Consider the following 19,086-nt stretch of genomic DNA (forward strand, 5'->3'; position numbering starts at 1 on the left):
GGATCTGAAGTGTGCTAGAATCTGATTGAAATGTAATCGCCTTTGGAGGATATAATACATGAGTGAAATAAATAAAGAACTAATTGAACACGCAGTACGCGATATATTAAAAGCCATCGGAGAAGATCCAGATCGTGAAGGACTTCTTGATACCCCTAAACGAGTAGCAAAAATGTATGAAGAAGTGTTCTCGGGATTAAATGAAGATCCAAAAGAACATTTTAAAACCATTTTTGGTGAAGACCACGAAGAACTCGTTCTTGTAAAAGATATTGCTTTCCATTCAATGTGTGAACACCACCTAGTACCTTTTTACGGAAAAGCTCATGTCGCTTATATTCCGCGCGGCGGAAAAGTGACAGGACTTAGCAAGCTTGCAAGAGCTGTAGAGGCTGTTGCCAAACGCCCGCAGCTTCAGGAACGCATCACATCAACCATTGCAGATAGTATGGTGGAAACACTCAATCCGCATGGCGTGATGATTGTCGTTGAAGCAGAGCATATGTGTATGACGATGCGCGGAGTGAAAAAGCCAGGCGCAAAAACAGTAACTTCAGCAGTACGCGGTACATTTGCAAATGATGCAGCGGCAAGAGCAGAAGTGCTTTCCTTTATTAAAAACGACTAATTCAATAGATGGAAGGTGAACAGGTTGAGTGAAAATAAAGCATCTGATTTTGTAGTGATTAAAGCCAATGAAAATGGTGTAAATGTCATCGGCCTAACTAGAGGCTCTGATACAAGATTTCACCATTCCGAAAAGCTCGATAAAGGTGAAGTCATCATTGCACAATTTACTGAGCATACGTCAGCAATCAAAGTAAGAGGCGATGCTGTCATTCAAACAAGCTTCGGGGAAATTCAAAGCGAAGCAAAGAAATAAATACTTGAGTGCACTTGATAGCATAAAAGTGAGAGCTGATATGGTATAATAAATCTCTATACAATGTGCAGGGCTACATATGAAACTGTAATTTTTGGGACAAGGGTGATATCTTTGCAAGACATCTACGGAATTTTATCTAATCTAAATATAAAATTAAATAAAAAGCTTTCTCATCCTTATTTGGCGAAACATTTACGTGCGCCACTCATCGATGAAGATAAGCTCCTTCTTTTTCATGCAATGTTTGATGAAGCTCAAATTGATGCAGAGAAAAAAGAAAATTATATTTTAACGGCGATGCTCGTGCAAATTGCCCTTGATACCCATGACGAAGTCACAACTGCTGCAGCGATCAAACAAGACGAATTCAAAAATCGTCAGCTGACTATCCTGGCAGGAGACTATTTCAGCGGTCTCTACTATTCTCTTCTCTCTGACATGAAAGACATCTACATGATTCGCACCCTCGCAACGGCGATCAAAGAAATCAATGAACATAAAATTAGACTGTATGATCGATCCATTCAAGATGCAGCGCACTTTTACAAAAGTGTAGCAACGGTTGAGTCTGCGTTATTCCAAAGGGTTTCTGAGCATTTTCAATTAACGCATTGGAATGAGATTGCAAGTCGTTTCCTTGTTTATAAGCGTTTCATGAAACAAGCAGAAGACGACAAACATTTAAAACTTTTTTTGAACGATAGCTATACGGACGCCTATACATGTTTTGACAACTTTGAGAATGAAGGCTATGAAAAGGCCAAACGATCAATCAAGGAGCATCTTGTTTCATCTCCGGTCGTTCAAAAAGAGCTATTAAATCGCCTGGATCATATGAAAAATGAACCTGCGTATCATCAGAAAGTGGAAGAAGGGTAAGTCATGCAGCAATCAAAAGAACAGCGAGTACACGGTGTATTTGAAAAAATTTATAAAAACTATGATCAAATGAACTCTGTCATCAGCTTTAAGCAGCATAAAAAGTGGCGCGATAAGACAATGAAACTGATGAATGTTCAAAAAGGAGCCAAAGCATTAGACGTATGCTGCGGAACAGCCGATTGGACCATTGCGCTTGCTGATGCTGTTGGAGACAAAGGTGAAGTCAAAGGCCTTGATTTTAGTAAAAATATGCTGAGTGTTGGAGAAACGAAGGTGAAAACTGGGGGCTATAATCAAATTGAATTGCTTCACGGCAATGCGATGGAGCTTCCTTTTGAGGACAACACATTTGATTATGTCACGATCGGTTTTGGCCTACGGAACGTGCCTGATTACTTGACGGTGCTAAAAGAAATGACAAGAGTCGTGAAGCCTGGTGGAATGGTTGTCTGTCTAGAGACATCGCAACCTGAAATGATTGGGTTTAAACAAGGCTACTATGTCTATTTCAAATACATCATGCCGCTCTTCGGTAAACTGTTTGCCAAAAGCTATCAGGAGTATTCATGGCTTCAAGAATCAGCCAAAGCGTTCCCTGGCATGAAAGAACTGGCGGCTCTTTTCGAAGAGGCAGGTCTGTCTGATGTCTCGTATCATCCATTTACAGGCGGTGTAGCAGCAACACATATCGGAAAGAAGCTTTGAATAAACGATATTTGGGTGAAAATAATGAAACTAAAAGCAATGATCTCTTTTTTAAATCATGATATCGATATTATTGAAAAGGAGCTTGAACAAACAGTTCGCTCTGATTATGCATTATTAAGTGAAGCGGGTCTTCATTTGCTGCAAGCGGGCGGAAAACGAATCCGCCCCGTTTTTGTTCTCCTTTCAGGCATGTTTGGCGACTATGACATTAATAAAATTAAATATGTTGCCGTTGCGCTTGAGCTCATTCATATGGCATCGCTCGTTCACGATGATGTCATTGATGATGCAGAGCTGAGAAGAGGCAAGCCAACGATTAAGGCAAAATGGGACAATCGAATTGCCATGTACACAGGAGATTATATGTTTGCAAGATCGCTTGAGTATATGACAAAGATCAATCACCCAATGGCGCATGAAATTTTGTCAAAGATGGTTGTCGAGCTCTGTCTTGGTGAAATCGAGCAAGTGAAAGACAAATACAATATGGATCAAAACCTGCGTACATATTTAAGAAGAATCAAACGAAAAACAGCCTTGCTTATTGCAGGCAGCTGTCAGTTAGGTGCGATAGCAGCAGGTACAGATGAGAAAACACATAAAGCCCTTTACTGGTTTGGCTACTATGTCGGGATGTCCTATCAGATCATTGATGATGTGCTTGATTTCACATCAACTGAAGAAGAGCTTGGTAAGCCTGTTGGAGGGGACCTTTTACAAGGAAATGTCACACTCCCAGTCTTATATGCACTGAAGAATCCTACACTCGAAGGCCAATTAAAGCTGATTAATAGTGAAACAACAGAAATGCAGCTAAAGCCAGTGATTGAACATCTCAAACAAACAGATGCGATCGACCGCTCGATTCGAGTGAGTGAAATGTATTTGAAAAAGGCATTCGAACAGCTGGACAAACTTCCTCGAGGACGAGCAAGAACGTCACTCGCTTCCATTGCCAAATATATTGGAAAACGAAAATTCTAATCAACATATTGTTGATTGGTTTTTTTGTGAAATTTTTTGTCAAAAATTGATTATTGTATAAAAAAATGATACGATCACTTTGTAACAATGTAAGCCTATACATACATAAACGACGGGGTGGAGAACGTATATGGACAAAACATTTCTTATGGTCAAACCTGATGGTGTGGAAAGACAATTAATCGGTGAAATTGTGTCAAGATTCGAAAAAAAGGGACTTCAGCTTGTTGGTGCAAAACTAATGAGTATTCCAAAAGAAGTAGCAGAAACACATTACGGAGAGCATAAAGAAAAACCATTCTTCGGGGAATTGGTTGACTTTATTACGTCAGGACCAGTATTTGCAATGGTATGGCAAGGTGAGCAGGTAGTAGATGTCACAAGACAGATTATCGGCAAAACAAACCCGAAGGAAGCGCTTCCGGGCACGATAAGAGGAGACTATGGATTGACGGTTGGAAAAAACATTATCCATGGCTCAGACTCACCAGAAAGTGCTGAAAGAGAAATCAACTTATTCTTCAAACAAGAAGAACTCACAAACTGGGATCAAACCATCTCAAGCTGGATTTATTAAAACTCAAGCCAAGGTGTTCATCAAATGAGCACCTTGGCTTTTTTATATGAATATTTCTATACGAAATTTCGCATGAGAAGATACAAATTTTCGATAAAAACAGCTATACTAGGACAAAGATAGATGAGACAGGAGAGGACTTTGATGGATCAATATCAAGTATTTGTCGGGAAATGGAAAAAACTAACCGGGGTGGATCTGAATTTATATAAAGAAGCACAAATGAAACGAAGATTAACGTCACTTTATGATAAAAAAGGATATAGAGATTTTGAAGCCTTCGCGGCTGCCCTTGAAAAGGATAGAGCACTATTAGATGAGACGATGGATCGAATGACGATCAATGTGTCAGAATTTTACCGAAATTATCAGCGCTGGGAAGTGCTTGATCAAAAAATTCTTCCGCTGCTTTCGAAAAACAGTGGAACCCTAAAAATATGGAGTGCAGCATGTTCGACAGGAGAGGAGCCGTATACACTCTCAATGCTGCTATCAAGTCATCCACTTGTAAAGGACTTCCAAATTATCGCGACTGATATTGATGATAAAGTGCTGCAATCAGCCCAAAAAGGAAGATATCATGAACGATCACTGCAAGAGGTACCAGATCAAATCAAGCAAAAATATTTCACAAAAGAAGATTCTTCATTTTACACGGTGAAAGATGAAGTCCGAAAGCACATTCAATTTAAAAAGCACAACCTTTTAGCAGACCCTTATGAAAAACAGCTTGATCTTATCGTATGCCGAAATGTCCTTATCTACTTTACAGAAGAGGCAAAAGAAGAGATTTACATGAAAATGAGCAGCAGTTTAAAGCCAAATGGCGTATTATTTGTTGGGTCAACTGAACAAATTTTTCACCCAGAAAAGTTTGGACTGACATCTGCTGATACTTTCTTTTATCAAAAGAAGGGTATGTAGCTGACTTTTTAGTAGTAAGTGTGTTATTATAGTTTTACTTAAAAGCGTTAATGCGATGAAGGGAGATCGAGTCATGAGATACTTAACAGCAGGTGAATCACATGGTCCACAATTGACCACAATTATTGAAGGCGTTCCAGCGGGACTTTACATAGAGCAGGATGACATCAATTATGAATTGGCTAGAAGACAAAAAGGTCACGGCCGCGGCAGAAGAATGCAGATTGAAAAAGACCAAGCGAAAGTGTTAAGTGGTGTTCGCCACGGGAAAACATTAGGTTCTCCTATTGCACTTGTCGTTGAAAACAACGACTGGAAGCATTGGACAAAGGTGATGGGGGCAGAGCCGATCACAGAAGAAGAAGAGAGTGAAATGAAGCGTCAAATTTCACGCCCTAGACCAGGACATGCGGATTTAAATGGTGCGATTAAATACGGACATCGTGATATGCGAAACGTATTAGAGCGTTCATCAGCCCGTGAGACTACCGTTCGCGTAGCAGCAGGCGCAGTCGCTAAACAAATCCTGGCTCATTTAGGGATCAAGGTAGCTGGTCACGTTCTTGAAATTGGCGGAGTGAAAGCAGCTCAAACGGCATATGAATCAATTGAAGATTTGCAAAAGGTAACGGAAGAGTCACCTGTTCGCTGCTACGACAGTGAAGCAGGTCAAAAAATGATGGATGCCATTGATGAAGCGAAGAAAAACGGTGATTCCATTGGTGGAATTGTGGAAGTCATCGTTGAAGGAATGCCGGTTGGAGTCGGAAGCTATGTTCACTATGACCGCAAATTAGACAGCAAGCTTGCAGGTGCTGTTCTGAGTATTAACGCTTTTAAAGGGGTCGAATTTGGTATCGGCTTCGAGGCTGCTTCTAAAAATGGCAGTGAGGTCCATGATGAAATCATCTGGGATGAAGAAAAAGGCTATACGAGAAAAACAAATCGCTTAGGTGGTCTTGAAGGCGGAATGTCAACTGGAATGCCAATTGTCGTAAGAGGGGTCATGAAACCAATCCCAACGCTTTACAAACCGCTTCAAAGCGTTGACATTGAAACAAAAGAACCTTTCTCCGCAAGCATTGAGCGTTCTGACAGCTGTGCTGTTCCTGCCGCAAGTGTTGTCGCAGAAGCAGTCGTGGCTTGGGAAATCGCCAATGCTGTAGTTGAGCAGTTTGGCCTTGATCAAATTGACCGCATTAAAGAAAATGTTGACAAAATGCGCCAGCTTCAGAGGGAATTTTAATGAAAACATTGGAAGTTAAGACGTCCTCAGCCACTTATCCTGTATATATCGGTGATGGGATTAAACGCAATATCGTCGACTTGATAACTTCCACGGGGCATTCCTATACGAAGCTCTTAATCGTGACAGATACAGCGGTTGATGCCATTTACGGTGATGAAATGGTTCGATTACTTAAGCAGAAGTGGTCTGTGCATAAAGTGGTTGTGCCAAGCGGAGAGCAGTCGAAATCTTTTGCTGAGTTTGAGCATATTCATACGAAGGCCATTCAATTTCAGCTGGATCGCTCCTCGTGCATCATTGCGCTTGGAGGCGGCGTAATTGGCGATTTGGCTGGCTTTGTTGCTGCTAGTTATATGAGAGGTATTGATTTTATCCAAGTTCCGACGACGCTATTGGCGCATGACAGTGCAGTTGGCGGAAAAACAGGGATTAACCACCCGCTCGGTAAAAATTTAATTGGTGCCTTTCATCAGCCGAAAGCCGTGATCTATGATACGAGCATGCTTGAGACACTATCTCAAACTGAAATGAGGTCAGGCTTTGCTGAGGTCATCAAACATGCCCTCATTTCAAGTGAAGACTTTTTATCAGAACTGATGTCTATTCGTTCTTTGGCGGAATGTTCAAAGAGCGAGCTGGCACATATACTGTATCAAGGGATTAAAGTCAAAGCGTCGATTGTTCAAAAAGACGAAAGAGAACAAGGCGTGCGTGCATTTTTGAATTTAGGTCATACACTTGGGCATGCCATTGAAGCAGAGTATGGATACGGCGTTATTACGCACGGAGATGCAATTGCAATCGGCATGCAGTTTGCGCTATATGTGAGCGAAAAGAAGCTGGGACTCAGGCTCCATCGTATGAAACTAAAAGAGTGGATGAAAGAACTCGGATTTCCGGTACAAGTCACTCAAGATATTTCCACGAAAACATTTGTTGACCGGATGATTGGTGATAAAAAGGCAAGAGGCGGAACCGTTCAATTTGTTTTATTAAAACAGGTTGGAGATGCTGTCTTGCAGTCTTTCACAAAAGATGATCTGCATCAATGGCTCGAAGAATGGAAACGGGAGGAGGGATGTCTATGATGTTTCGCGGGATACGTGGGGCTACAACAGTGAAAGAAGATACAGAAACAGAAGTATTAAATAAAACGAAACAGCTGCTAGAAGCGATAATTTCAAGAAATCAAGTAGATCCAGAACGTGTCGTGCAGATCTTAATTTCAGCTACACAAGATATTCACTCCGTTTTTCCGGCAAAAGCCCTTCGTCAGTTTGAAGGGTGGACGTATGTGCCTGTTACTTGTATGCAGGAGCTGGACATTCAAGGCGGTTTAAAACATTGTATTCGTGTGTTAATGACGGTCCAAACAGACACAAAGCAGGAAGATGTGCAGCATGTGTACTTGGAAGAAGCTGTGACGCTTCGCCCTGATTTACAGTTGACAAAAAACAAGGAATTATAATACGATATGAACAGCCGAAGTTTACACACAGGTGTAAACGGCATTGCAAGTTTAGAGAAGATGAGAATGAGACTAGGGTAGTTGAGATGAGTAGAGTTGAGCAGAGATACGATACTTCTATTTAATCATACTGCCTAAAAGAGCACCCCTCTTTTAGGTTTATTTCGTATACTCATACAAACCCTCTATATGTCCCCTCATTCTCCTTAATCCCATTTAAGGAGTGTGCTTATGAATTCCCAATCAAATTTGACCCGATTTTTAAGGGACAGCGAGTCCCACAAAACGATCCCGATTGTTGAAACCATTACAGTTGATACGCTCTCACCGATTCAAATTGTCGAAAAACTCAAGGCAGATATTGTGTATTTATTAGAAAGCAAAGATGAGTCTTCTAGCTGGTCGAGATATTCCTTCATCGGATTGCATCCTTTTTTAACCTTACACGATGACCAAAACGAATATATTGCACGTGATGCGGCAGGGCAAGAGGTCATGAAAAAGCAAGAACTAAAAGACTTATTAGACTGGATGAAAGAGCAATATCAAATCAAGGCACCAGACGTTGACATCCCGTTTACAGGCGGGGCAGTTGGGTACTTAAGTTACGACCTTATTCCAAGCATTGAACCTTCTGTCAGGCCTCACCGAAGCGCATCTACGACAGACAATTGTACTTTATTTGTTTGCCAAACGATGATTGCCTTTGATCATGAAACGAATCATGTTCATTTTATTCAATACACCCAGCTAACAGGGAATGAAACAGAAGACGAAAAAATACAAGCTTACAAGGAAAATCAAAAGCAGCTTGAACAGATGATTCACAAACTCCATGCAAGGGTCGATATGAAAGAACTGATTTTATCAGGGAATATGAACGAATCACCGTCTTTTGAACATGTGACATCAACCTATGAAAAAGAGCAATTTTTACAGGACGTAGAAAAAATCAAAGAATACATTCGAGCGGGTGATATTTTTCAAGGCGTACTCTCACAGCGATTCGATATCCCAGTGTCAGTGAGTTCATTTGAATTATACCGTGTGCTGCGCATTGTAAATCCATCTCCATACATGTATTTTATGAAATTAAAAGACCGTGATTTAGTCGGAAGCTCACCAGAACGATTAATTCATGCCAAAAATAGGCACTTAGAAATTCATCCTATTGCAGGCACAAGAAAAAGAGGAGCAACAAAAGAAGAGGACGCCGCACTGGCAAGAGAGCTGCTAGAAGATGAGAAAGAAAAAGCAGAACATTACATGTTAGTAGATCTAGCCAGAAATGATGTCGGCCGCGTAGCGGAATACGGCAGCGTGTCCGTACCGACCTTTACAAAAGTTGTGAACTTTTCACATGTTATGCACATCATCTCCATTGTGACAGGGAAGCTAAAGCAGGATACACACCCAGTTGATGCACTCATGTCCGCATTTCCAGCAGGCACATTAACAGGGGCACCGAAAATAAGAGCGATGCAATTATTAAATGAAATGGAGCCTGAGCCAAGGGAAACATATGGCGGCTGTATTGCCTATATTGGATTCGACGGTAATATCGACTCTTGTATTACCATTCGCACCATGAGCGTGAAAGATCAGACCGCTTCCATACAAGCAGGCGCTGGCATTGTCGCAGATTCTGTTCCAGAAAATGAATGGGAAGAGACATGTAACAAGGCAGGAGCGCTTCTGAGGGCCATTCAGCTTGCTGAACATATTTTCTCAGAAAAGGAGAGTGTGCAGGATGAATCAACGACTATCAGCTCTTGTTAACGGAGGCTTCCTATCAGAAAATGAAGCACATAGTCTAATGCATGATATGATGAGTGGCTCTTTAACAGATGCTGAAGTCGCTGCAAGTCTATCGATTTTAGCACATAGAGGAGAAACCGCTGAAGAAATGACGGGCTTTGTGAAGGCTATGCGGCAAAAAGCAGAACCAGCGGAAAGATTACTTGATGTCGTTGACACATGCGGCACAGGAGGCGATGGACTCTCTACATTTAATATATCAACTGCAGCTGCTATTGTAGCTTCCGCCGCTGGTGCTAAAATCGCAAAACACGGAAATCGTTCAGTCTCTTCTAAAAGCGGAAGTGCCGACGTGCTAGAGTGTCTTGGGATTCACATTCAATCCACGCCAGAAGAAACAAGAAAACAAATACAAGAGAAAAACATGGGCTTTTTATTTGCGCCACTGTACCACTCATCTATGAAACAAGTAGCAGCAGTCCGCAAGCAGCTTGGCTTCCGGACGGTATTTAATCTATTAGGGCCGCTTTGCCACCCGCTGCAAGCCAAAAAGCAAATCATCGGTGTGTATGCAAAGGAAAAGGCAAAATTAATGGCAGAAGCCCTTGCCCCATTAGAACCAGAGCATGTCCTGTTTGTATGCGGGGAAGACGGGCTGGATGAATTAACGATTACAGCAAATTCATATGTGATTGAACTTAAAAAAGGTGCCATGACAGAATATACGCTAAACCCAGAAGACTTTGGATTGGAAAAAGGATACTTATCAGATATTCAGGTCCAATCACCGGAAGAGAGTGCGAAATTGATTCAGAATATATTGAATCATCAAACAGGAGGGGCACCGCTTCATATTACAGCTCTGAATGCCGGAGCGGCTTTATATGTCGCAGGCAAGTCAGAAAGCCTCATGGCAGGAACATTAAAAGCATTAGAAACGATTAAAAACGGAGCAGCCAAAGAACAATTGACTCGTTTAAAACAAAAAACGAAAGAGGAAGAGATCTATGCTTAATGAAATCATTGCACGCAAAAAAGAACATATCCAAACGTTGCAGCTACCTCATGATGGACACTATGAAAGACGATCATTTAAAGAAGCACTCATGAATCCTCACCGCTCGATTGGGTTGATTGCTGAGGTGAAAAAGGCATCTCCTTCCAAAGGAATCATTCAGCCGAATTTTGATCCTCTGCAAACAGCAAAAGCATACGAAAAATCGAATGCTGATTGCTTATCAGTTTTAACAGATGAACCATTTTTTCAAGGGAAAAACGAGTATCTTTCCTTCATTAAAGAACACGTCGCACGTCCAATTTTAAGAAAAGACTTTATCATCGATTCAATACAAATAGAAGAGTCGAGACGTATCGGTGCAGATGCCATTTTATTAATTGGAGAAGTACTTGAACCGCAACAGCTGCATGAGCTCTATGCTGAAGCAAAGGAAAAAGGACTAGATATCCTTGTCGAAGTTCACGCAGAAGATACACTGGAACATATCTTAAATATATTCACCCCCGAAATCATTGGCGTGAATAACCGAAATTTAAAGACATTTAAAACAACGGTTGAGCAAACAAAAGAGATTGCACCACTTGTACCAAAGGATGTCTTACTAGTAAGTGAAAGCGGTATTCAGACATTTGATGATCTAACCTTTGTCAAAAACCATGGAGCGAGTGCTGTCCTTGTAGGCGAATCATTAATGAGAGAACCCTCACAAGAAAAAGCCGTTCAGACGTTATTTGGAGAATGACCACGATGAAACTTTTTTTAAAATATTGCGGGGCGGTCTCACTAGAAGATGTAGAATGCATTGCCCAATCTCAAGCAGATGCGATCGGATTTATTTTTGCTCCAAGTAAAAGAAAAGTCGATCCAGATCAAGTGAAACAATGGCTCATGAAGTCGCAGTGCGAGAAAGAGATTACTGGTGTCTTTGTAAATGAAAAAATCCAAAAAGTGTGTGACATCACTAAACATATTCCTTTAGATATCGTGCAGCTGCATGGAGATGAAACACGAGAGGATGCAAAACAAATAAAACAACAAACAGGGGCGGTAGTGTGGAAAGTCTTTCATCACGATCCCAATATAAAAGAAACACTTGATCAAATGACGGCATTTGCGCCGTTTGTCGATGGCTTTCTCATTGATGCGAAAGTAAAAGGGATGAGAGGTGGTTCTGGCACAGCTTTTGCTTGGGAAGCGGTACCTGTATATAATCAGCAAGCAAAACGACTGGGGAAAATATGCATCATTGCAGGCGGGATAACACCTGAAACGCTGCCAGAGCTGCTTGCCTATGGCCCAAAAGCGATCGATCTTTCAAGCGGTATAGAAGAAAACGGGAAGAAAAGCAGCGCTAAGATCAAAGCGCTCGAAGAAAGGATGTTAAACGATGTACGCATATCCAAATGAGCTTGGCAGATATGGAGAATTTGGAGGGAAATTTGTTCCCGAGACACTCATGCAGCCACTCAAAGAAATAGAACAAGCATTTAACGAATTAAAAGAAGACTCCGCTTTTAAGCAAGAATATCTTTCTCTATTGCAAAACTACTCAGGCAGACCGACTGCGCTGACATATGCTGATCAATTATCTGCATACCTCGGCGGCGCAAAAATCTATTTAAAAAGAGAAGATTTAAACCATACAGGTGCTCATAAAATCAACAATGCACTTGGCCAGGCACTGCTTGCAAAAAAAATGGGGAAATCAAACATCATCGCGGAAACAGGCGCTGGACAGCACGGAGTAGCAGCTGCAACGGTGGCCGCAAAGTTTGGATTATCGTGCACGGTATTTATGGGAAAAGAGGATGTGGAGAGACAATCTCTCAATGTATTCCGAATGAAGCTCCTTGGCGCTGAAGTCATACCTGTCACAAGTGGAAACGGCACATTAAAAGATGCAACGAACGAAGCGATTCGTTATTGGGTCCAGCACTGTAGTGATCATTTCTATATGATAGGTTCAGTTGTAGGACCTCACCCGTATCCCCAAATCGTCAGTGAGTTCCAGCGGATGATTGGTGATGAAGCCAAAGAGCAGATGCTTAAAAAAGAAGGCAGGCTTCCACATAAAGTCATTGCTTGTGTCGGCGGCGGAAGTAATGCGATTGGAATGTACCGAGCGTTTTTGGATGATGAGATTGATTTGATTGGTGTAGAAGCGGCTGGAAAAGGGGTCGATACCCCGCTTCATGCAGCAACCATTACAAAGGGGACAAAAGGAGTCATTCATGGATCTTTGACCTATTTAATCCAAGACGAATTTGGCCAAATTATTGAGCCCTATTCCATTTCAGCTGGTTTAGATTATCCCGGAATCGGACCAGAGCACGCTTATTTACATGCGAGCGGACGCGTTCAATATGTAAGTGCTACAGATCAAGAAGCACTGGATGCACTAAAGCTGCTGACAGAAAAGGAAGGAATTCTGCCAGCGATTGAATCAGCACACGCTTTAGCCAAGGCATTTGAGATGAGCAGGACGATGAGTGAAGATGAAATCATCCTTGTCTGCCTGTCAGGAAGAGGAGATAAGGATGTGCATACATTAATGAATGTGCTTGAAAGTGAGGGCAAAACCAAATGATCACATTTCAATTAGAGCAAGGCGAGAAATTATTCATCCCATTTATTACGGCAGGAGATCCGTCAGAAGAAATCACGATCGATTTAGCTTTGTCCCTTCAAGCAGCCGGTGCACATGCGATTGAGCTAGGTGTTCCTTACTCCGATCCGCTAGCAGACGGTCCTGTCATTCAAAGAGCCTCCAAAAGAGCTCTAAATCATGGCATGAATATCGTAAAAGCGATAGAATTAGCAGGGAAGATGAAAAAAAACGGTGTAAAAATTCCTGTAATTCTATTTACGTATTATAATCCTGTGTTACAATTAGACACAGAATACTTTTTCGCTTTACTGTGCAAAAATCATATTTCGGGACTCTTAACACCCGACTTGCCTTTTGAAGAAAGCAGTGAGCTGCAAAAGAACTGTCAAACATATGACATTTCATATATTTCGCTCGTTGCACCAACCAGTAAGGAACGATTAGTAAATATTGTAGAGCAGGCAGAAGGTTTTGTGTATTGTGTTTCATCTCTTGGTGTAACAGGTGTCAGACAAACCTTTGACGAATCGATTACTGATTTTATTCAACAAGTGAAACAGCTGAGTCACATACCGGTTGCGGTCGGTTTTGGTATCTCAACAAGAGAGCAGGTAGACTCAATGAATAAACTGAGTGACGGCGTCGTGGTAGGCAGTGCACTTGTGAAAAAAATTGAAGAACTTCAAGATCAATTGTTAGCAAATGATACACGTCAAGACGCTTTAAGAGAATTTGAAACCTATGCAAAAACATTTAGTCCCCTCTATTCATTCAAATGAGGTGAAACTTTTGCAAATCAAAGATCAATTAAAACAACTAAAACCGTATCAACCTGGGAAACCAATTGAAGAGGTCAAAAAAGAATATCAATTAGACAAAATTGTGAAATTGGCTTCAAATGAAAACCCTTTTGGATGTTCCACGCATGCAAGAGAGGCGATACAAGCTGAACTCGAACATTTAGCGATTTATCCAGATGGATACAGCGCAAGTTTAAGGACAGAGCTTGCTGAGTTTCTTCAAGTAAATGAAAAACAATTAATATTCGGGAATGGCTCAGATGAACTTGTGCAAATTATTGCTAGGGCATTCCTTGACCAACATACAAATACCGTCATCCCAGCTCCGTCTTTTCCGCAATATCGTCACAATGCAATCATTGAGCGGGCAGAGATTCGAGAAGTGCCGCTTTTAGACGGAGGAGCTCACGATCTAAAGGGCATGCTTGATGCGATTGATGAGAACACGAAGGTTGTCTGGGTATGTAACCCGAATAACCCGACTGGAAATCATTTGTCAGAATCTGAACTTGTGACGTTTTTAGATCAAGTACCAGCTCATGTGCTTGTAGTACTAGATGAAGCATATGTCGAATACGTTCGTGCGGAAGACTTTCCGAATAGCTTATCTTTATTACACAACTATCAAAATGTCATCGTACTCCGTACGTTTTCTAAAGCGTATGGACTGGCCGCGCTTCGTGTAGGCTATGGCATTGCATCAGAAGAGTTGATTACTGCGATTGAACCAGCGAGAGAGCCGTTTAATACGAGTCGTATTGCTCAGGCAGCAGCTCGTGCAGCGATAAAAGATCAGGACTTCATTCAATCATGCAGACAAAAAAATGAAGCAGGGCTCAAGCAATATCAAGAATTTGCTGAACGTTTTGGACTATTTATTTATCCGTCTCAAACAAACTTCGTTCTGATTGATTTTAAAAGAGATGCAGATGAATTATTCAATGCATTATTGAAAAAAGGCTACATTGTTAGGTCTGGTAAAGCACTTGGTTTTCCAACGTCTTTACGTATTACGGTCGGGACAATGGAGCAAAATGCAGAAATTCTAAGTACACTTGCTGATTTATTGCAAGGCATTCGTGCGTAGCATAACCATAAAGTCATATCCTTTTACAGGATATGGCTTTCATTGTACCAACTTCATACATATAAGCTGTTGAAATGGCTTTTTTAATTTTCACGAAAAAACAGGTGATGAACATGAATGATGCAAATGAAACAATATTAATCGCTGGACTTGGTTTAATTGGAGGTTCCATCGCACTGTCGATTAAAAAAGAGTATCCTCATAAAAAAATTGTTGGATATGATGTGTCCAAAGAACAGATGGTTGCAGCAACAAAGCTGGGTATCATTGATTTAGCAGCTGATTCATTTGCGGCAGGTTTGGCTGAATCTGCGACTATTATTTTGGCAACACCCGTTCAGCAAACAGTCAAGATGCTTCGTGATATTGCAAACTCTGGAATTGAGAGAGAGCTCACAATCACAGATGTCGGTAGCACAAAGCAAAAGGTCGTCCATTTTGCAGAAAAAACGCTTCCTAAGCACTATCAATTTATTGGTGGACATCCAATGGCAGGCTCTCACAAGTCAGGTGTCATAGCAGCGAAAGACTTTTTATTTGAAAATGCGTTCTACATTTTAACGCCGGCAAAGGAAACAAACCGAGAGGCTGTTGATCGTTTGAAGGACTTGTTAAAGGGGACAAATGCTCATTTTATTGAGATGACCCCAGAAGAACATGATGGTGTAACAAGTGTGATTAGTCATTTCCCTCATATTGTTGCAGCCAGCCTTGTGCATCAAGCACATCATTTTGAAGAACAATTCCCACTCGTCAAACGGTTTGCTGCTGGAGGCTTTCGTGACATTACACGTATTGCGTCAAGCAACCCTGCAATGTGGCGAGATATCCTTCTGCACAACAAAAACAAGATTTTAGACCGGTTCCATGAATGGAAAAAAGAGATCGACCGCATTGAGACCTTTGTACAGCAAGAAGACGCTGAAGGCTTGTTCTCTTATTTTCAAGAGGCAAAGGAATATCGTGATGGACTTCCTCTGAGGAAAAAAGGTGCCATTCCAGCTTTTTATGACCTTTATGTGGATGTACCAGATCACCCTGGGGTCATTTCGGAGATTACAGGGCATTTAGCAAATGAGAACATTAGTATTACGAATATCCGTATTATTGAAACGCGGGAAGACATTAATGGGATTTTACGCATTAGTTTTCAAACAGAAAACGACCGTAAACGTGCAGAGATCTGTATAAAAAATAGAGCGAATTACGATACATTTTATGCTGACTGAGGTGACAAAGATGAAAATTCATAAACATGCTCCTATGAATGGAGTCATTCATATTCCAGGTGATAAATCCATTTCTCATCGATCAGTGATGTTTGGAGCAATTGCTGATGGGACGACAGTGGTGAAAAACTTTCTCCCTGGAGCCGATTGTTTAAGTACGATTGATTGTTTTAGAAAGATGGGCGTTGAAATTGAACAAAAAGGGACCGATGTTGTGATCCATGGAAAGGGACTGAAAGAGCTCAAGGAGCCGTCTGACGTCCTCGATGTCGGTAATTCTGGTACAACCATTCGATTAATGATGGGAATATTAGCTGGTTGCGAGTTTCACAGTACACTGATCGGTGATGAGAGTATTGCTAAAAGACCAATGAAGCGAGTAACAGGTCCACTTAAACAACTAGGAGCGAAAATAGATGGCAGAGCAAACGGCGAGTATACGCCACTGTCTATTCGTGGCGGCCATTTAAAAGGTATCTCATATGAGTCTCCGGTGGCAAGTGCGCAAATTAAGTCCGCTGTCCTTTTAGCAGGGCTTCAAGCAGAGGGAACAACGACATTAACTGAACCACATAAATCAAGAGATCATACAGAAAGAATGCTCTCTATGTTTGGTGTGAAACTAGATGAAGATGAACAAAGTGTTTCCATTGAAGGCGGTCAAGCATTAAAAGCAACAGATATATTTGTTCCTGGAGACATCTCCTCAGCTGCATTTTTCCTTGTTGCTGGATCGATTGTTCCTAACAGCCGAATTGTGTTAAAAAATGTCGGGCTAAACAAAACAAGAACGGGCATTATTGATGTTCTGAAACAAATGGGTGCGAATCTTGAGATCAATGAAGTAGATGCAAAAGGTGGAGAACCATATGGTGATTTAACGATCTCGACCTCTTCATTAAAAGGGATTGAAATTTCTGGTGATGTGATTTCAAGACTTATCGACGAGATTCCAATTATAGCGCTTCTAGCGACACAAGCAGAAGGAACAACGATCATTAAAGATGCTGCTGAGTTAAAAGTAAAAGAGACCAATCGAATTGATACAGTCGTGTCAGAACTTAAAAAACTCGGTGCTGATATTGAAGCAACAGATGATGGTATGAAGATTCATGGTAAAACCACGCTTCAAGGCGGCGCAGTCGTGTCAAGCTACGGAGATCACCGAATCGGGATGATGCTTGGGATTGCTGCATGTATCACAAAGCAAGCGGTTGAGATTGAAGATACAGATGCTGTACGCGTTTCATACCCGAATTTCTTTGAACATATTGAATACTTAACAAAAACAGTCTGAGGATGTCCTCAGGCTTTTTCTTTCCTTAGGCATATTTGTAAGGAATATAGCATAGCTTGTCTCAAGATGAAACCAGGAAAAAATTCATTTTATTTGATCAAAAAATGAATTTTAGGTGTTTTTAGTTTACAAAACTTCCGTTTCGTAAAGGATGAAATGAAAAACAGTCTTTAAAACACAAAAATGGGTTCATTTTAAAAGTGCAACATATTTGCTGGATGAGTACCTGTCGATTATGATATGAAGTAACAATAGTTTAGGTTTTTGGAAAACAGAAAGGAACGGTTTGATTTGAATAGTTCATTACAAGAAGCCATAAAATTAGTTGAGGCGGGTGAGACTGAAAAAGGACTTCAAACACTTGCTAAGGCAGAAAAGCATTTGCATGATGAAGAAAAGGCGCAGGCAGCTCAGTTATATTATGATTGGGGAGATATCGATAAAGCGAGAAATCTCATCAGTGATTTACATGATTTATATCCAGAGGAAACAGGGTTAACATGTTTTTATGCAGAACTTCTGATTGACTCTGATGAAGAAGAAAAGGCGATTTCGGTATTAGAGACGATTCCTGAAGATGATGATGCGTATCCAGAGAGTCTACTGTTAATGGCAGATTTGTATCAAATGCAAGGACTATTTGAAGTCAGTGAACAAAAGCTCTTAAAAGCAAAAGAGCTGCTCCCAAATGAAGCCATTATTGATTTTGCATTAGGTGAATTGTATTTTTCACAAGGTCTTTCAAAGAAAGCGGCCGACTATTTCTACAAGGTTGCAGATCAACAACATGAGGTTGGCGGCGTCAATGTTTATCAGAGGCTTGCTGAATCACTCAGCACAGCTGGAGAATTTGAAGATGCGCTTGAATGGTACGAAAAGGCAGTGAAAGGTCAAACAGATCCGAATACACTTTTTGGCTACGGATTTACAGCGATGAGGGCTGGCCGAACGAAAACAGCCATTCAGCAGCTTTCAGAACTAAAAGATATTGATCCATCTTATTCGTCTCTATATATGCCTTTAGCGAAAAGTTATGAGGAAGAAGGACTATATCACGAGGCTTTAGAGGTAGTAAAAGAAGGTATTAAAATTGATGAGTATAACAAAGAATTATATTTATATGGTGCAAAGATTGACTTGAAAAATGGGGATTCAGAAGATGCGAAAAAGCTGCTTCAAGAAGCACTTGCTCTTGATCCGGGATATATTGAAGCGATTCAAACATTGCTCGCGATCTATTTAAATGAAGAGCTTTTTGATGAAATTTTGGATGTCATTAAAGAGGTTAAAAGCTTTGGGGAAGATGATCCAAAATGGAATTGGTATGCTGCATCAGCATCTGTTGGACGAGAGGAATATAAAGAAGCAGCTGAGTACTTCAAGCTGGCTCTGCCTGATTTTGATGAGGAACGTGACTTTTTATATGAATACGCATCGTTCCTTTTAGAAGAAGGCAGGCAAAAAGAAGCATTGCCGCTATTACGCAAAGTTCTTCAGAAAGATGGCACGAATGAAGAAATCGAAGAAACGATTTTAAGAATTGAAGACGAAATTTCCTTATAGTTTGCAGGAATGAAGAACTGGTTTGTTGAATAATTCATGTATAGCAAT

General features: G+C 41.0%; 20 protein-coding genes. All 20 read left to right on the plus strand.

The features are described from left to right. Positions 1–58 precede the first annotated feature (58 nt). The 20 genes from folE (at position 59) to SB660_RS14350 (ending at position 19,038) form a co-directional block, all read left to right on the plus strand. Positions 59–628, plus strand: coding sequence for a GTP cyclohydrolase I FolE (gene folE / locus SB660_RS14255; RefSeq protein WP_003215789.1), 570 nt, complete (start codon positions 59–61; stop codon positions 626–628). A 24-nt stretch (positions 629–652) separates the two neighbouring features. Continuing rightward, entirely contained in the window at positions 653–883 is a 231-nt protein-coding gene (gene mtrB, locus SB660_RS14260; RefSeq protein ID WP_003216082.1) for a trp RNA-binding attenuation protein MtrB, read from the plus strand. 114 nt (positions 884–997) lie between these two features. Then, positions 998–1,765, plus strand: a complete 768-nt coding sequence (locus SB660_RS14265; protein ID WP_003215666.1) for a heptaprenyl diphosphate synthase component 1 — start codon at positions 998–1,000, stop codon at positions 1,763–1,765. 3 nt (positions 1,766–1,768) lie between these two features. Beyond that, positions 1,769–2,473: a demethylmenaquinone methyltransferase gene (locus SB660_RS14270; protein ID WP_003215527.1), complete on the plus strand. Its 705-nt coding sequence runs from the start codon at positions 1,769–1,771 to the stop codon at positions 2,471–2,473. Between the two features lie 24 nt (positions 2,474–2,497). Continuing rightward, positions 2,498–3,460, plus strand: a complete 963-nt coding sequence (gene hepT, locus SB660_RS14275; protein ID WP_012010386.1) for a heptaprenyl diphosphate synthase component II — start codon at positions 2,498–2,500, stop codon at positions 3,458–3,460. 130 nt (positions 3,461–3,590) lie between these two features. After that, positions 3,591–4,037 (plus strand): nucleoside-diphosphate kinase, encoded by a 447-nt coding sequence (ndk, locus tag SB660_RS14280; RefSeq protein ID WP_003216015.1) that lies wholly within the window; start codon positions 3,591–3,593, stop codon positions 4,035–4,037. 144 nt (positions 4,038–4,181) lie between these two features. Next, a complete protein-coding gene (locus tag SB660_RS14285) occupies positions 4,182–4,961 on the plus strand; it encodes a CheR family methyltransferase (protein WP_061408377.1) in 780 nt (259 codons plus the stop codon). A gap of 73 nt (positions 4,962–5,034) precedes the next feature. Beyond that, a complete protein-coding gene (gene aroC, locus SB660_RS14290) occupies positions 5,035–6,207 on the plus strand; it encodes a chorismate synthase (protein WP_050943842.1) in 1,173 nt (390 codons plus the stop codon). Further along, complete coding sequence (aroB, locus tag SB660_RS14295; protein WP_410583046.1) at positions 6,207–7,298, plus strand: 3-dehydroquinate synthase; 1,092 nt, start codon at positions 6,207–6,209, stop codon at positions 7,296–7,298. The genes aroC and aroB overlap by 1 nt, the downstream gene beginning before the upstream one ends. After that, on the plus strand, positions 7,295–7,678 hold the full coding sequence (gene aroH, locus SB660_RS14300) for a chorismate mutase (protein WP_058014812.1): 384 nt from the start codon (positions 7,295–7,297) through the stop codon (positions 7,676–7,678). Before aroB ends, aroH begins: the two co-directional genes overlap by 4 nt. Positions 7,679–7,909: 231 nt before the next feature. Continuing rightward, entirely contained in the window at positions 7,910–9,457 is a 1,548-nt protein-coding gene (trpE, locus tag SB660_RS14305; protein WP_410583048.1) for an anthranilate synthase component I, read from the plus strand. Then, a complete protein-coding gene (trpD, locus tag SB660_RS14310) occupies positions 9,429–10,451 on the plus strand; it encodes an anthranilate phosphoribosyltransferase (protein WP_410583050.1) in 1,023 nt (340 codons plus the stop codon). The genes trpE and trpD overlap by 29 nt, the downstream gene beginning before the upstream one ends. Further along, positions 10,444–11,196: an indole-3-glycerol phosphate synthase TrpC gene (gene trpC / locus SB660_RS14315; RefSeq protein WP_410583052.1), complete on the plus strand. Its 753-nt coding sequence runs from the start codon at positions 10,444–10,446 to the stop codon at positions 11,194–11,196. The genes trpD and trpC overlap by 8 nt, the downstream gene beginning before the upstream one ends. 5 nt (positions 11,197–11,201) lie before the next feature. Further along, a complete protein-coding gene (locus SB660_RS14320; protein ID WP_410583054.1) occupies positions 11,202–11,861 on the plus strand; it encodes a phosphoribosylanthranilate isomerase in 660 nt (219 codons plus the stop codon). Further along, positions 11,842–13,041 carry a tryptophan synthase subunit beta gene (trpB, locus tag SB660_RS14325; protein WP_410583056.1) on the plus strand — a complete coding sequence of 400 codons (1,200 nt, stop codon included), beginning with the start codon at positions 11,842–11,844 and terminating at the stop codon, positions 13,039–13,041. The genes SB660_RS14320 and trpB overlap by 20 nt, the downstream gene beginning before the upstream one ends. Continuing rightward, positions 13,038–13,841 carry a tryptophan synthase subunit alpha gene (gene trpA, locus SB660_RS14330; RefSeq protein ID WP_410583058.1) on the plus strand — a complete coding sequence of 268 codons (804 nt, stop codon included), beginning with the start codon at positions 13,038–13,040 and terminating at the stop codon, positions 13,839–13,841. The genes trpB and trpA overlap by 4 nt, the downstream gene beginning before the upstream one ends. Positions 13,842–13,851: 10 nt before the next feature. Next, positions 13,852–14,949, plus strand: coding sequence for a histidinol-phosphate transaminase (hisC, locus tag SB660_RS14335; protein ID WP_410583060.1), 1,098 nt, complete (start codon positions 13,852–13,854; stop codon positions 14,947–14,949). Between the two features lie 113 nt (positions 14,950–15,062). Continuing rightward, the gene (locus SB660_RS14340) at positions 15,063–16,178 is read left to right on the plus strand and encodes a prephenate dehydrogenase (protein WP_169057094.1); all 1,116 of its coding nucleotides are present in this window, start codon (positions 15,063–15,065) and stop codon (positions 16,176–16,178) included. 10 nt (positions 16,179–16,188) lie between these two features. Continuing rightward, positions 16,189–17,475, plus strand: a complete 1,287-nt coding sequence (gene aroA, locus SB660_RS14345; protein WP_323640872.1) for a 3-phosphoshikimate 1-carboxyvinyltransferase — start codon at positions 16,189–16,191, stop codon at positions 17,473–17,475. A gap of 291 nt (positions 17,476–17,766) precedes the next feature. Further along, positions 17,767–19,038, plus strand: a complete 1,272-nt coding sequence (locus tag SB660_RS14350) for a tetratricopeptide repeat protein (protein ID WP_058014821.1) — start codon at positions 17,767–17,769, stop codon at positions 19,036–19,038. Positions 19,039–19,086 lie beyond the last annotated feature (48 nt).

Source organism: Bacillus sp. SIMBA_005 (assembly GCF_046535585.1).
In the GTDB taxonomy this organism is placed as follows: domain Bacteria; phylum Bacillota; class Bacilli; order Bacillales; family Bacillaceae; genus Bacillus; species Bacillus pumilus.

Coding starts and splice junctions, on each gene's coding strand:
- trpB (WP_410583056.1), top strand. CDS start 11,842: ATGTACGCATATCCAAATGAGCTTGGCAGATATGGAGAATTTGGAGGG.
- trpA (WP_410583058.1), top strand. CDS start 13,038: ATGATCACATTTCAATTAGAGCAAGGCGAGAAATTATTCATCCCATTT.
- SB660_RS14285 (WP_061408377.1), top strand. CDS start 4,182: ATGGATCAATATCAAGTATTTGTCGGGAAATGGAAAAAACTAACCGGG.
- trpC (WP_410583052.1), top strand. CDS start 10,444: ATGCTTAATGAAATCATTGCACGCAAAAAAGAACATATCCAAACGTTG.
- aroH (WP_058014812.1), top strand. CDS start 7,295: ATGATGTTTCGCGGGATACGTGGGGCTACAACAGTGAAAGAAGATACA.
- SB660_RS14270 (WP_003215527.1), top strand. CDS start 1,769: ATGCAGCAATCAAAAGAACAGCGAGTACACGGTGTATTTGAAAAAATT.
- aroA (WP_323640872.1), top strand. CDS start 16,189: ATGAAAATTCATAAACATGCTCCTATGAATGGAGTCATTCATATTCCA.
- SB660_RS14340 (WP_169057094.1), top strand. CDS start 15,063: ATGAATGATGCAAATGAAACAATATTAATCGCTGGACTTGGTTTAATT.
- aroB (WP_410583046.1), top strand. CDS start 6,207: ATGAAAACATTGGAAGTTAAGACGTCCTCAGCCACTTATCCTGTATAT.
- trpE (WP_410583048.1), top strand. CDS start 7,910: ATGAATTCCCAATCAAATTTGACCCGATTTTTAAGGGACAGCGAGTCC.
- folE (WP_003215789.1), top strand. CDS start 59: ATGAGTGAAATAAATAAAGAACTAATTGAACACGCAGTACGCGATATA.
- trpD (WP_410583050.1), top strand. CDS start 9,429: ATGAATCAACGACTATCAGCTCTTGTTAACGGAGGCTTCCTATCAGAA.
- hepT (WP_012010386.1), top strand. CDS start 2,498: ATGAAACTAAAAGCAATGATCTCTTTTTTAAATCATGATATCGATATT.
- aroC (WP_050943842.1), top strand. CDS start 5,035: ATGAGATACTTAACAGCAGGTGAATCACATGGTCCACAATTGACCACA.
- ndk (WP_003216015.1), top strand. CDS start 3,591: ATGGACAAAACATTTCTTATGGTCAAACCTGATGGTGTGGAAAGACAA.
- SB660_RS14320 (WP_410583054.1), top strand. CDS start 11,202: ATGAAACTTTTTTTAAAATATTGCGGGGCGGTCTCACTAGAAGATGTA.